This is a genomic window from Pelagimonas sp. KU-00592-HH (assembly GCF_040369695.1).
In the GTDB taxonomy this organism is placed as follows: domain Bacteria; phylum Pseudomonadota; class Alphaproteobacteria; order Rhodobacterales; family Rhodobacteraceae; genus Shimia.
In genome coordinates, this window is sequence record NZ_BAABWM010000002.1 from 300681 (window position 1) to 314421 (window position 13741).

Genomic DNA, 13741 nt, shown 5'->3' on the forward strand with positions numbered 1-13741 from the left:
CTTTGAGACGGCAATCAGTCGCAGCGACTTGAGAGCTTTCTCAAGTGGTCCAGGCTCTTAAACGGGCCGAGGGCGCGCTGTTTCAACTCTCCTTCCCAAAGCCAAACTGCTATGGTTTCTGCCCAGTCATGGTCCGACATAAGAATTTCCACACGTCCATTACACTTTCGAAGTGCGCTTTGAAAAAAGTCTGTACCTTCCACGTGATTTGTCGGTCCTTTCAGCTCCGCCAAACGCACAAGCGAGTTGTCTTTCAATTCAAGAATGGCAACCACGTTCCCACCATGTGGTTTCTCAACAATTGCAATTTCATTGATTGTATCGCCATCAAAGTCCGCGATGCCCGCAAAGGACAGCCACTGAGGGCGCTTACCAAGGAAAGGCGTTTGGGCAAGTTTTTCAAGCGCATCGTTCGACACCCCATAGACGGCAAGTGACGCACCGAGCTCTTTGTCGGTCTCGACTACAATCACCTCGTTAAAGCCGTCACCGGACAAATCAGCCAAAAGCGGATGCGGACCTTCAAAGACAAGCTGCAGTGGATCCAGTTGAACAACGTGTTGCTGCAAGCTTGTGTCAACGACTACCAATCTGTTGGTAACGGGAACGCCAGGTCCCATTACCAGCTCCGAATAAACACTGGCGGGGGCAGTACCAGGTTGAATGGAAAACTCTGCCTGCAAAGCGCCGTTTCGCAGAGCTTTGATGTCTGCATAGGCAAAAGGGGTGAAAAGCCAGGTTACGACCATTCCAAGCAGAAGGGTCTCGTTTGCATTCACTTTCATACTCTTTCCTCCAACAAGCTTACCGGGTCTGAATCACATGCAATTTGGTCCTGTCAGGTTGGCTCCAGACCAGGATTCCGAGATTTGTTTTTCTCTTCGGCCCTGGCCATTGCGGCCGCCAGTTCCTCAACCTTCGGCTCCAACACCTCGTCACGGTCTGACGCGACATTGATTGTAGGCCGCGCAAACTTGATCCCGTTCTCTTCGAACGCTCTTTGCACCGTCGCAAAGGCGTACCGCCTGATGAGAAACTGCTTTCCTGGCTTTGACATGAACTTGGTACTGATCACGAAGCCATGGTCGGAAGCTTCTACCGCTCCCTGAGCCTTGAAAGGCTGAATGAAGTCATCTCTGATGTCTTCGTTCTCCGCGAGCTGTTGTCCCGCTTTTTTCAGAAGCTTCCTCACCTTTTCCAGATCTGTATCGAATGGGACGGTGAAGCGGAGCTTCATTATCGCCCAATCACGACTGTAGTTGGTCAAAGACTGGATCTCTCCAAACGGAACCGTATGCACCGCCCCTCTGTGATGTCGAAGCTGCATGGAGCGAACGGACATCTTCTCGACGACGCCCATAACGGAACCCGTATCAATGTATTCACCGATACGAACTGCATCATCAATCAGGAAGAAAACACCTGAGACTATGTCTCGGACAAGGGTCTGTGATCCAAAGCCAATTGCCAAGCCAAGAACGCCCGCGCCGGCGAGTACAGGCCCGATCTCCACACCAATGGCAGACAGAACCGATATGATTATTGTTACAAGGACAAAGGCCTGCACGACTCGTCGAGCAAGGGGGAGAAGCGTTCGGGTTCGCGACAAACCCGCTCCTCCAATTTCGGTTTCGCCCAGATCAACATTGGCCTCGCCATCTCCTCCATCTTCGATTTCGATCATCCGTCCGATGTAGGCGTCGCTGAACCTCCATAATGCCACCCCAGCGAAAATGTAGACCATACTATTGGCCAGAGTACTCCAGTAGGTATCCGTCGATGACTGTTTGGGTCCGATACCCCAAGCGTAGACCAACCCAAGTATCGTAAGAATACCAAGAATTGGCCTGACAGCCCTGGAGATCGCAAACTCCAGCGCTCCCTCCTCCAACTTTGAGAATTCCAGTTCCTGGCGCTTCACCGCGGCATCGATGTGCGGAAAGACCGCCAAAACGAGAACGGTAAAGAGAGCTGCTCCGTAAGGAGCATTCAATTCCAGCACAGTCATTGTGAAAAGTGCCGACCAAAGCGCAATGGGCACAAAGGAGAGCACCAATGGCCAGGCCATCAACCAACCACCAGATTTGCCGTCGACGTCGAGATCTTTGCGAATGGCATTTCGATTGAGGAAGAAGGCAAATCCAAGAAACCCGGAAGACACAGCCGTAACAACCACCAGAAACAGCTCGTGCTCCGGACCGCTAATTCCCAACGTATAGATCAGCGCGCAAGTAAAGAACGCGAATGCCGCGAAACCAATGGTTACAACATATGACCAGTAAAGCTTCCTGGCCTCGACGTCCGACAGATCGGGGAGCCTGAAGGTTCGATCCATCGGGGACCAAAAGACCTGGAGAAAACGCAACGAGACAAGAAACACGCAGGTCGGCACCAAATAGTAGAAGAATGCAAGCCTATCTGCTGCACTCGATGCAAAAAATGCCAGATAGGTAATCGCTGCCACTACCGCGAAGCCCCCCACCGAAAGACAGCCGCTCATGAATTCACGGAACTGGAAGAGGAGTTTGTCACGCGTTCCGAGTGGCAGGGAAAGACCGCGGAGATCCAAAACCCTGATCCTGGTCATCAACCTGAGTATTGACTGAGAGCAAAAGGCAGCGATCGCAAATGAAATGGCAACCCCGAACACAAACCCTCGTGCATCGTTACGCCCACTTTGATCCAGGAAGGCGCGGTAGCCTCGATCCAGAACACCAGGCACCTCGCGATATGCACCGAAAATCGTGCCAACACGCGTTGTGAGGACCTCACCGAACTCATAGACACTTTGTGCAATGAGCGCGGGATTAAACGAGCCACCTCTCCCTTGTTCGCGTTCGACTTGTTTGGAATTCTCTGCCAGGCCAACGAGATCATCAGCCATGGAAGATACCACCCCTGTTGTTTCAACTGGCACAGAAGCCTGCAGTTGTAGTGCACAGAGGCTGGCGGACAGCACCACCAGCAGCAAAACCGCTTGCTTAAAGGGGCGTCGCGAAGGCGTCGTTGGGGTCATGTCTACTGTGGCTCCGGATGAAATTTGCCCCCCAGCCAAAACCCTGCTCCCACGCGAGGTGGTTCTGGCTGGAGGTCGGAAACATCACATTTACTCGCTACTGCTCCCCAGACCGCTTAAGTGTGAGTTTCCGAGACCGTTGTGACTGACACGCTGACGTCAGTCCTTTTTTACATTGTCGCCAAAGTAGTAGACGCGGCCTTGAGCACCCTCGAGAAGAGCCTTGTTCACCGTCAAACTCGCGCTGTTCAAAGCGACAACATCGGCGTTTTTATAAACCCATTCATCAGCACTCTTCAGAGTCGAGCTGTCCAAAACCGTTCCGACTTGCAGGTAGTGCCCGGGAATGACAGACCTTGGTTTAATTCGATCCAGAATGTCATTTACTTGTTCGTAGGACAGGATGTGTCCCGATCCGTCGATGTTCATTATCATGACATCAAGGTCTTCAAGCTGTTCAAAGAGATGCGGGTCCGGATCCGGACGGTTGTCACCCCAGAAACCGATTTTCATACCACCAGTTTCGATCACGTAGATCACGTTGTCCCAACTGCGCGGCGCGTTTTCCGGACACAGCTCTTCAAGATCGAGATGAAACTCGCTCTTGAGATATGCCGTCCAGTTCACCTCTCCTGGCGCGTGGCATTGGTGTTTGTCCGCAAATCCGGTGATTTTGACATCTCCAAGATGGAACACGCCAGCGATACGCTCCAGGTTCATTGATGCCTTAACGCGATAGACTGCATCGTGATCGAAATGTGCATGAGACGAGATTGCGATATCTGCGCTCACCTCGGGAAACTCCTCTGGATACCAGACCCCGAAAACACCCGTAGGATCGTTTCTCCAGGGGTCGATCACCATTGTAATGCCGTTTGGAGAAGTAATCTTAAACGCCATGTGCCCGTAGAAATCGATGCCCACATCGCCAGGCTTGAGGTAGTCCCCTTCGCTATATTGGTGCTCAATGATGCTGTTGTTGTTGCCCTCATCCAGAAAGGACCTCGAACCAAGGATTGGTTTGTCTTCGGCGACAACCGCTGTTGAAAAAAGCGTTGCAGCAAAGGTAGCCAGGGTCGGTACAAGCTTCATGTTTAGGATACTCCAAGTTTACTAGGTTACTGAACAGCGCAAACACGCGCCTTTTCACGCGGGCCTATCTTTCGAGGCCTATGTGATGATCTGCGAAGATGTACTGTTGATCGCTCGCCAGAGCCTCATGACAGCTGGAACACGTTTCTCGCGGCATCGGCACGGCACGACGTTCGTAGGGTTCGGGGCGATGGCCGAATTGGAAATATCCCAGGAACCCTGTCTCCTCCTCAAACCGGGAGGTATCCTTCAAAATCATGCCAAGTCCGTTATAGTGGCTTTCAACAACGGCCTCGTCTGGAGCGGATGGTTTGGTGGCCGTGAACTCCTTTACAATTCGAGTGCCGTCGGGCCAGACACCGGTTGCAATGTACATCGCAAACGAGTGGGGCTCGACATAGGTATCAATGTACTCGCTGTTCTCGATCGGCTTGTTATCGATAATGTTGACCTGCCCCTTTGGCAGCAACGTTGTGCCTACGTTGACCCATTCTCGATAGTTCAATGGACGGTCCACTGACCCGTCTTCGTTGTATGCTATCTCCAGCTTTGGCAGTTGGTCGGCCTGCGCGGCTGGGACTAAGGCGCAAATGCAAGCGCAGAGAGAGCCGATACTTGTTCTCATGATTATTCTCCCAAGTTTTGAGCCAAGTTTGAAATCAGTGCAGGGGATCGCAATCATTCGACTGCAAGAATGTAAGGAAACGCTGAACCATAGCGCCCTGCGTTGTTGACCTGATCATCCACCGCCAAGCCATTCATCAGGTTCAAAACCGTGTTCATGGCGTCATCGTGAAGAGCACGACCGTTCATTGCATCAAGCGTGTAACTAGCTTGTGTTCCCGTTTTATAGGTAATCACATCCGGAAGGATCACATCGGCAACTTCCTGAGCGTATGCAAGTTCGTTGCCTTCCTGCGCCCCGGACAAACTGGTTGCCATGAAAACATTGTTGACCGCAGCTTGCCGGCGTTCGCTAACATCTGTGTCAGGGCGATGCTGTTGGTGATCCTCCTGCACGGCGGGCGTGTCTGCAAAAAACACATATGGGAACAGAACGTTCGCCAGCCTGTCGATCTGATGCCATTCCTCATTGTGAACAACTGCAGTCGAGGTGAAGTAGCGGATTTCGTCTGACAACAACTCGTTTGGAACATCCAGGACGATGAAGCTGGCGGTCGCCTCTGCAAACAGGTCCCCTCCTTCCTGAAAGGCCTCGGGAGAAAAAGTTCCGGCCTGGCGCTTTGCATTGAAGCCGGCAAGGCCCACACCGTTTCCAAAAAAGGGATCTACTCCCCTCCCCGCCCATACCTGAACACCGCCGGGCAGCGAGAACGCCTCCCCGACTGTTCCGTTCGCCAGGTGCTCACTGGTCGCACCGATGTCTGCGTTGGCTGACATCAGTTTCGAAACCTGGATTTCGTCGCCTTGAAAGGAGAATACGTAGGTTATTCCCTCGTCGATCTGTTCATCGGTTGCGATGTGGAGATTGTAGAGACCGCCTGCTCCGAAGTTGGCACCGGTTGGGGGAATTAAGGATCCCGGGACACTGGGATTTGTTGAGAGAATGAATGAGGTGTGGCCGGCTGTGGTTGACTGAAAAACATAGGCGTCATTGAGGTCATACTCAGGGTAGAGCCCCTGTAGTCCTGAGATAAAGTGCCCCGCTCCGAAAACGGGGAGACCCAGGGTGAAAATCGAGGCGGAAGCAGTAGCTGCTATCATACCAAGCTTGGCGAAAACGTTGGATTTCATCGAATTGTCCTTAAGGGGATTGGAAGGCCATCGCGCGCTATGCGAGCGATGAATTGCAACTTGAGTTTAGAATTGGCTCCAACCGGCGGACAGTTATACATTCTATAGCCGTGGGGCATTAAAGAGGCTGGCCGCTGCATCAACTGAAACCTGACACAGAAGTTGGCTCAGTCTCTTCAGGGCCACGAAGCCAATCACCCGTTTCCGTGAGAACCCTGCTGTCATAGCCACGAACAACCAGGCCGATCGCACTCAAATAGTATTGGTCTTCGAAAAACAGCGCGAAGTATTCGACCGAATGCAGGCCTTCCGATAGTTCAGGATTTTGCCCAAAACTGGCCTTCGCGGTGTTTTCAACCAAGCGATTGTATCCTGTGGAGTTCTGCACGGTACAAACCACTTGCCCGGGAGACACGACGACATCCTCAAACGGGCGCTGACCATCAAGAAAACCAGCAGGCACAATGACAGGTGAAAGCGAACTTAAATTGGCGCCTGGCTGAGGAGATGCCGACGTCCGTGGCAAAGGCACACTTCGGGAAAGTATGTCCGTTATCTCTACCGCATGCCCGGAAAGCACTGAGAGCAGACAGTCACCGATTTTTAGTTTCTCGACGGGAATATAGCACTCATCAGAGGCCAATAGTTTTGTACCGGATGCGAACATTGCAGTGTGTCCCCCTCAGGCCCGCGCTGAAGAAACATCGAAATCAATTGAGATTTCATTCAGCAGCAACTGTGCTTCAAACTTGCGCAATGATCGCCGTGCCACCTGGAATTGTCCGTTACTGGATGCATTCTCAAGTTCAGGAAAGAGGGCTAGCAATTCGTTTCTTGCCGGGGAAGAAAGCGCACGAATAGCCTGCTCGCCTGGGTGAAAACTCTCTGACCAACACCCGTTTGCCAACACGAGCTCATGGGTATCGAACAGAATATGGAAGTACTCCACCATACCGCTCCGGCGAAGAGCTATACCGGGTAGACCCAATAGATAGATCGCAGGAATAAGCACCTCTCGCTCCCCAAAAAGATACTCGCAGATCGGGTCACTGATGAGCATTCTGTGTTGAGGAGATACGGATATGAACTCGGGATTTCCGATGGCTCCAGCGCTGATTTCAACAGGCGCCACATCCCCGAAAACCGGCAACTCAATTCTTCCTATCCATCGGATTGACTGGTAGCCGGAGTCCAGGGTCAGAACGACGTCACCTACCGCAAGCTCCTCGATTAGACGGGCTCCCTGTATCGTTGCGAGCGATGTTCCGGCGGTGAAGCAAACAACTCGACCTCCAAGTGACGCGTGGGTCCTTGCGGTCGAATTGTCCACAATTCCGACGATTGTCAAATTCGTGTCTGGAGGTGGAACGTCGCCAATAAAAATCAGGTAATAGCCGTCTTCTCCTGGGTCATTGACGTCACCATCATTATTCAGATCGGCGTCAATTACTGCGATGTCGTAACTGTTCGTTCCATCAGTTACACGAAACGTATAGTCGTACAGGACGACCGTTTGAGTACCAGAAATCTCTGAAGACTGTTCCCCAGAAGCTCCCAATTTGATTGAGTTGGGAACGACTTCGTTCGTTACGTCTCCGTTGTAGTTCACTGCAGAATTGGAGGCCTCATCGACTCGATGAGAAAAAACAACCCCAGAATAACTCCAGTCACCGCCAGTTGGCGGGGTTCCATTGTAGTTGAAGCTGGAGCCGTTGATTGTCGTTTGGGTTCCTAGCAGGGTTTGGTCATATTTATAGTATATCGGCACTTTACTTGTCCCTTGCCAACGCCTGTGTATGAGGCACGAGCCACAAGCCTCACCAGAATGACCAATCCCACTCGGTCGAACCGGAACTCGCGTGCCACTTCCAGTTCGAGTTGTGGTCCAAAAATTTACGGCTAAGAGCTTTCAAATCGTGGATGCGCTTTGTTTTTCGTGAAATCGAAGAAACTACAGCCTGACGAAGCGCGAACCCGACAGACCCTAGAGTTTCAAACTTGAGGTAGAGCCGAAATCGGAGGAAACATTGTACGCAGTGAATGCATAGCGCGAACCAAGGGCGGTAGAGCAGGAAGAAGCGGCACGAGGATTCAGGAATTGAAGACAAACAAGGCAATGCGCCCGGAAGGGAACGACCAACAAGCTCTAGAAGTAACAACAATGCGTGGTCGTATTATCCGGTTTACATTGCCCGAGCTCCGACGAGCGGTGGTAAACTTCAGGTTCTCAGCTTTTGTAGGAATAGGTGCACTACTCTTCTTCTGGTTCGACGCACACGGCCTCAGCCAGATTTTGACCCCGCTTCCCAGATTGCTCTACTGGCTGATTGCAGCGTTCGATACAGTCGCAATCTACATTCTTGCTGTCATTGCCTGGGCCACATGTTCAAATCGGCTTGGCTTTCCCCGTGTCTACCTACCCATCATTCCGTTCCTGACGATAGCGCCAACAATAGTTCTCAATCGAAGCGGACTATTCCTGGCAACTGGCGCCCCCCTGCCCCCATCGAGTGAATTCGTGACATATTGCGTCAGCAGCCTAATTGGCGTCCTTGCCTTCGAATTTCTGTATTTCGAGTTCGTACAGCCTGTCCTGGAGGCGAGGTACCTTCGCTACAGTATGGACAAGTCCGAAGCCACTACCCCCAGTCTCGCACTGGGTCGCTCGAAGTACTCGATTGAAGATGTTCTCTTCGTACGATCAGTGGATCACTATCTTGAAGTGAACCTTGCCGATGGGTCTACTGAAACGGTCTATGGGAAGCTCTCTGAAGTTGTGCAACAGACCGAAACGGCATGGGGAGTTCCAACGCATCGATCTTTTTGGGTTTCAAAAAACGCGATCTCTGAGGCAACAAAGCAGGGGCGAAAAATGTGTCTGATACTGGTGAATGGAGAGCGTATCCCTGTCGCTGAAGCGCGGCAAAAAGAAATCAAAGCCTGGCTCGAAGAACACGTACCGACTGTTCGCATCAACTAACAAGAAGGCGCATCTCAGAAAGCTGCTTGAGCAATGTCTCTGACGCGTTCACCGCCTTCTCCGGAGATTGGTTCCTGGCCCCAAGTTGTGTCCTTTCCCAAAATTCGATTAAGAATGGGGCACTGTGTCGGTAAATAGTGGAGACGTCAGGTGGACTTAAACCAAATCAAGTATTTTCTGAATCTGGCGGAGACCCTCAGTTTCACGGATGCAGCACGCCTGAGTGGAGTGTCTCAACCGAGTCTCACTAAGTCTATCCAACGGCTCGAAGATGAGCTGGGCTCACTGTTGGTGTACCGGGATGGCAAAGATACGAGACTTACAGCTTTGGGTCGGGAACTCCAGGTTGAGTTCATGCGAATTGCCAAGCTTCTCAACAACGTTCAGGAACTCGCCGATCTCTCCATCACGGGGAAAAGGCGCCACCTTTCCATAGGGGTAGCTACCACCGTTTCTCCCTCAATTCTGAGCGGCTTCATAAAACAGGTGTTTACGAAACTTGAGAACGTCGAACTCACGATTCATCAGATGCAACCCGGCGAAACGGAGCAAGAAGTTCTTTCGGGGAAGTACAATCTATGTTTGCTGACCAACCCGCCCGCGCCCAATCTCAAATTGAGCGTTGTTCCATTGTTCTCCGAGCGCCTTTTGTTGGGAGTATCGGAGGATCACCCCTTTGCTAAGCAATCGAGCGTCACTCCCGCGCAAATGTCTCAAGAGCCCTACCTTGATCGGCTGCACTGTGAGTTCAGATCACAGGTGATCGAGCACTTCATGGATCGCAAGGTTGTCATGAGGCCGAAGGTCCAGTCAGAGAGGGAAGACTGGATTCAGCAATTGGTGGCGATGGGGGTCGGCATAACAACCCTGCCGGAGAGATCGGGCTATGCTGCGGGCCTTCTATTGCGTTCAGTCGATGGCCTTGATCTGGAACGTACCATCTCTCTGGTTGCCGTCTCCGGCTCAGGAACACCAAAGGAAGTTCGTGATATCCTGGAAATGTCCAGGACATTTGACTGGTCAGCACCGAGCCAGCCTCAGTCCCATTGACGGAGGCGGTCAGGCTCCCACTTGCACCCCCTTGTTTTCGCTTCGGTCAATTTTGCAATCAGAACCGCACCCGCGGAACAAAGTCACGCACTTGATCAAGGGGCACAAGCCTTTCCTCGCCCGTAAGAGTTCTCATCTGAACCGACACAAGGCCAGGCAGGCTGCAGTCCATCCGGTTGATCAAGCCTTCGTCACCGGCTTCCTCGCGTGGTTCTTCGTAAATTAGAATTCTCATCTCATCCGAGTTGGTGCGGAGAAAAGGCGTCAGCTTCCTAATGTCTTCGAATAGAACGCTTCCTTCTCTCTCAAAAGCGCTATTTGCAGACTTACATCCTTGCAATTCGAGGGGGCTTTCCAAATCCAGTGGGACTTCATCGACCAATATAGTCGCATCTCCCACAAGCATATCGAACCCTTTGCTCTGATCAGTATTGACCTCCAAAATATCGCTATGCACCAACAGTGTTTTCGCGACATTTACCGTGCGGCCATCCACGACGTATTCCGCCAGAGTCTTCAGGTCGTTTACTTGCTCACCCTGATAGTCTTCGGCTTTAGGCAAACTCAGCCTTAAATCGGATCCGGAGAGTATCCTCAGCTTCTTACCCTCCGGAGTTTCAATTCCTTCAGAGTGCAGCAAGGCCGCGATGAAAGAGACCAGAGGTGCCGCGAACGATGAACCAGTAGAACGGGTAACTGACAGTACTCCGGAAACCTTACTCAAAACGGGCACTTCACAACCTGGCGCAGCAATATCAATGGCATCAACTTTGCGATTGTAATTGGAGAAGGGAGATAGATAGTCGCTCAACCCATCTTGCGAAGCCACCGTTACAACGCGCTTGGAATACTCCCCTCGGCTACCACCCCAACTTGCCGGAAAACTGTTTTCAACCGGATCGCTTTGATTTCCAGCCGCGACGACTAGCAGAAAGGCACTCTTTTCCAGAGTATTACTAAGTTTTGGTAATTGCCGTTTTTCACTCGTAGAGAAGCTAAAATTGACCACGTCAGCCTTTCCAGTTCTCTTGAGCGCTTTGTCAAAGAGGAACTCATTGGCTTCAAGACTGTTGAATGTTCTGCTGAGGTCGAAAACTCTTGCAACGTCCAGATGGATTTGCGGCCGTTCAAATGCAGAGAAGAACTGCAAGGCAAGAGGACCTCCAAGTGCTTGAGATACGACCATTGTACCATGTAGTGCAGGCCGGTCAGCGCTGGATGCCATATTCAGTGAGAGCGTGACGTCTTTCGGCAATTGCTTCATCAGAAAAGTGTTTTCATAAGAGAGGCTGTGTCCCAAATGGTGCCAAATCCCCGTGTCAGCAACATGGATACGAGCCTCTAACAAAGATTCGCGCTTTTTGTTGAGCCTGTTTATCGAGACGGATTCCAGCATCTCGCTAATGCTGTAAGGATACTCAGTCAGAACACTTGGTATCTTTGTCCTGCACCGAAAATTCACGTCATTTTCGTCAAACCCAGAATGAAGGAAATAGCTCTGACGCCTTTCAACGGTTTCACCGGGAGAAACATCCCCGATGTGAATTGGCTCCCCAGTTTGGTTGATCTCCCTCAGTTCCTTCAAACGCTCTTCGTCACAAACCACTTGCCCCTTTGGAGATGGAAGGAAGACAGCCGTCCCCTCCGGAAGCGCATTGGGATTATCTATCGTTGGGTTGAGAGTCAGAAACGCATCAACGTAGTTTTCAAAAGAACCATCGCGCAATGGGTTTCGAGACTTGGTAAAAAAGTCATAGCCTGCAGTGCATTGCGCAAGAAAATAGTCGTAAAGCCTATCCTTGCGTCGAACAGTGTGAACGATTTCGCCACCTGTGAGGCAACCAACGAATTCGGCGGTTCCGTCTTCAACAAAACGTCGTTCACTATCGACAGAGATGCCCTGCAAATCCAAAAGCTTCCTTTGAACTGGCAAACTGAATGGTGAAATCGGGAAACCGCAAACTCTCTGGTAGACACTCTCAATCGTCTCTCCAGCAGCGAACACAACGGTTAGGGCGTCTGGTAACGCAGAAACGACTTGAGCATCGATCTTTTGCAAGGCTGCTTTTTCAATGATTGAGGGAGACGGGCACTCTTCGGTCTCCTGACCACGGCAGACTGTAATTCGGCCGTTAGATTGGCTGTCCAAATCATCGAACCATGAAAGAACCCCGGGAGATGACAGGTCGACGTGCATTGTAGCGACGACTTGTGCCGGATTATCTACCTTGCGTTTGGTGCCGATTGACAAGCCGACCAGTCGTTTGGCCCCCCAACCATCCTCGGCGACAAAGGTTGGTGCCCCTTGGTCTCCGGGGCATGCGTTTTGCCCTTCAGTAAGGAAAACATTCTCTCCTTCTTTCAGACCATATGTTTCTGTGTTCAGCGGGACTACTGCACTGGATAACCCCGATCTCCCGATTGAGTTGTAGCTAAGGCAGCCATATCCCGAAAAGGCCAGAAAGCTGTCTTTGGTTTCCGTTACGCGTTTGTCGCTGACCACAGCCATGGGAGCTGCTTTGGGCAGTTCTTCTTGCGAATAGCAGACTGCGACGTCGTAGCTTGCAAGCTTGTTTTCAGACTGACGTAACTTGCCTCTTAGAAAAGATGGATGGACATAGCAGTCCGCGGAGTAGGGTGCCTTTTGGAACTGAGTAAAAACTTTTACAGCTTCCGGCCTTTCCGGAGGCCCATCTTGTTCTCGAACGCAAGTAGCAGAAGTTAGGAAAGTACTGCGTCCGACTATGACACCGGTACACCGAAATCCAATTTCGCTCCTGATGCTTACTACCTCGGCCATACCCAACTCTGAACCGAGATCCTCAGACTCAAGGAATCTGAGCGCTTGCTCATGTTGAGGGTCGCCACCGATAACGGCATAGGCGCTGGTCGTTGGAACCACCACCCCGACCGAAGTCAAAAACCCCGAAATAGTAAGGTTAAGGAGCCTTTTGATCGGCGTTCTTTCTGCAATTTTCAGCATTTTTATGAAGTCCGCAAATGTTTTCAACTTGCTGTTTCGCCGACCACGCCAACGCCCAATTTACAAAAGAGGCGGAACTTGTAGTGGACAGATACGAATGGTCTTTGATGTTCCCTCTGGAATTAACTGCCACAATGTACTTCTGAGACTTACTGACATCCGAGTTGTACATGTACGACGCGCCGCCGCTGTCTCCGAAACAAACCGCGGCTCCGCCTTCGGTTACAAAATAGAGCCCACTATTGGCCTTGCCGGTTAGTTTAGTTCTGCCCTCGTGAAGAACCCCAAACTGGCGATAGAAATACGAATCCTTGGCGCGCTCATCTGTGCAACCGTACCCTAGAAGAATGACGTCAGTATTTCTGGCTGGCAGTACAGCGTTCGTATTTATGACCTCAAAGAAACCAACACCCTTCACGGGTGATTTCGTCTTGCATAGTGCGAAATCCAAAGCAGTTTTGTAGTTGTCACTCTGCTTGACGTATTCAGGGTGGTGATCGCAAAGAGCGCTGGTGCTACCCAAACCTCCGCGGAATTTTATCCGAACTTTACCACCATCATCCGTGCAGTGCGCGGCTGTTAGCAGGACTTGCTCGGCAACAAATGTTGCTGTGCATGAGCCACCACCTTGTCTGGTTATAGCAACTGTTGCCGGCCATTCTTTGGTGCTGGCTTTCCAGGCATTCAAAACTTCTGGGACAGCTTCCTTTTCTTGGTCAACGTACGTCGCATCAGCCACGAAATCGGCAAATAGAGGAAGTGGAACAATCAGTAATCCAAGCGCAAACAAAACGTTTCCGACCAAAGCCATTGTTCTGTACTTAAAATTCATCGACATCTTTACCCTCCCAGTAGTTTGGCCGAA

The 13741-nt window shown here is 51.3% G+C and carries 11 protein-coding genes; 2 read left to right on the forward strand and 9 right to left on the reverse strand.

Annotation, left to right across the window (positions count from 1 at the left end):
* Window positions 1-14 precede the first annotated feature (14 nt).
* The 7 genes from ABWV42_RS08650 to ABWV42_RS08680 form a co-directional block, all read right to left on the reverse strand.
* Window positions 15-785 carry a hypothetical protein gene (locus tag ABWV42_RS08650; RefSeq protein ID WP_353339772.1) on the reverse strand — a complete coding sequence of 257 codons (771 nt, stop codon included), beginning with the start codon at window positions 783-785 and terminating at the stop codon, window positions 15-17.
* A 53-nt stretch (window positions 786-838) separates the two neighbouring features.
* The gene (locus tag ABWV42_RS08655) at window positions 839-3016 is read right to left on the reverse strand and encodes a mechanosensitive ion channel family protein (RefSeq protein ID WP_353339773.1); all 2178 of its coding nucleotides are present in this window, start codon (window positions 3014-3016) and stop codon (window positions 839-841) included.
* Window positions 3017-3175: 159 nt separating this feature from the next.
* The gene (locus ABWV42_RS08660) at window positions 3176-4108 is read right to left on the reverse strand and encodes an MBL fold metallo-hydrolase (RefSeq protein ID WP_353339774.1); all 933 of its coding nucleotides are present in this window, start codon (window positions 4106-4108) and stop codon (window positions 3176-3178) included.
* Window positions 4109-4172: 64 nt separating this feature from the next.
* Window positions 4173-4733, reverse strand: coding sequence for a cytochrome P460 family protein (locus ABWV42_RS08665; protein ID WP_353339775.1), 561 nt, complete (start codon window positions 4731-4733; stop codon window positions 4173-4175).
* Window positions 4734-4786: 53 nt separating this feature from the next.
* Window positions 4787-5863: a hypothetical protein gene (locus ABWV42_RS08670; protein ID WP_353339776.1), complete on the reverse strand. Its 1077-nt coding sequence runs from the start codon at window positions 5861-5863 to the stop codon at window positions 4787-4789.
* 139 nt (window positions 5864-6002) lie between these two features.
* On the reverse strand, window positions 6003-6530 hold the full coding sequence (locus ABWV42_RS08675) for a Hint domain-containing protein (protein WP_353339777.1): 528 nt from the start codon (window positions 6528-6530) through the stop codon (window positions 6003-6005).
* A gap of 15 nt (window positions 6531-6545) precedes the next feature.
* Window positions 6546-7631 (reverse strand): Hint domain-containing protein, encoded by a 1086-nt coding sequence (locus tag ABWV42_RS08680; protein ID WP_353339778.1) that lies wholly within the window; start codon window positions 7629-7631, stop codon window positions 6546-6548.
* 330 nt (window positions 7632-7961) lie between these two features.
* Between ABWV42_RS08680 and ABWV42_RS08685 the strand changes: the two genes are divergently transcribed.
* Together ABWV42_RS08685 and ABWV42_RS08690 are read left to right on the forward strand one after the other, a co-directional pair.
* Window positions 7962-8843: a LytTR family DNA-binding domain-containing protein gene (locus ABWV42_RS08685; protein ID WP_353339779.1), complete on the forward strand. Its 882-nt coding sequence runs from the start codon at window positions 7962-7964 to the stop codon at window positions 8841-8843.
* A gap of 150 nt (window positions 8844-8993) precedes the next feature.
* Window positions 8994-9893, forward strand: a complete 900-nt coding sequence (locus ABWV42_RS08690) for a LysR family transcriptional regulator (protein WP_353339780.1) — start codon at window positions 8994-8996, stop codon at window positions 9891-9893.
* Window positions 9894-9951: 58 nt separating this feature from the next.
* Here the strand turns inward: ABWV42_RS08690 and ABWV42_RS08695 are convergent, their stop codons facing one another.
* Together ABWV42_RS08695 and ABWV42_RS08700 are read right to left on the reverse strand one after the other, a co-directional pair.
* The gene (locus ABWV42_RS08695; protein WP_353339781.1) at window positions 9952-12876 is read right to left on the reverse strand and encodes a S8/S53 family peptidase; all 2925 of its coding nucleotides are present in this window, start codon (window positions 12874-12876) and stop codon (window positions 9952-9954) included.
* Window positions 12833-13714: a S1 family peptidase gene (locus ABWV42_RS08700; RefSeq protein ID WP_353339782.1), complete on the reverse strand. Its 882-nt coding sequence runs from the start codon at window positions 13712-13714 to the stop codon at window positions 12833-12835. Before ABWV42_RS08700 ends, ABWV42_RS08695 begins: the two co-directional genes overlap by 44 nt.
* Window positions 13715-13741: the final 27 nt, after the last annotated feature.

Excerpts from the sequence above, each read along its gene's own strand:
- ABWV42_RS08650 (WP_353339772.1), bottom strand. The coding sequence starts at position 785 with ATGAAAGTGAATGCAAACGAGACCCTTCTGCTTGGAATGGTCGTAACC.
- ABWV42_RS08655 (WP_353339773.1), bottom strand. The coding sequence starts at position 3,016 with ATGACCCCAACGACGCCTTCGCGACGCCCCTTTAAGCAAGCGGTTTTG.
- ABWV42_RS08660 (WP_353339774.1), bottom strand. The coding sequence starts at position 4,108 with ATGAAGCTTGTACCGACCCTGGCTACCTTTGCTGCAACGCTTTTTTCA.
- ABWV42_RS08665 (WP_353339775.1), bottom strand. The coding sequence starts at position 4,733 with ATGAGAACAAGTATCGGCTCTCTCTGCGCTTGCATTTGCGCCTTAGTC.
- ABWV42_RS08670 (WP_353339776.1), bottom strand. The coding sequence starts at position 5,863 with ATGAAATCCAACGTTTTCGCCAAGCTTGGTATGATAGCAGCTACTGCT.
- ABWV42_RS08675 (WP_353339777.1), bottom strand. The coding sequence starts at position 6,530 with ATGTTCGCATCCGGTACAAAACTATTGGCCTCTGATGAGTGCTATATT.
- ABWV42_RS08695 (WP_353339781.1), bottom strand. The coding sequence starts at position 12,876 with ATGCTGAAAATTGCAGAAAGAACGCCGATCAAAAGGCTCCTTAACCTT.
- ABWV42_RS08700 (WP_353339782.1), bottom strand. The coding sequence starts at position 13,714 with ATGTCGATGAATTTTAAGTACAGAACAATGGCTTTGGTCGGAAACGTT.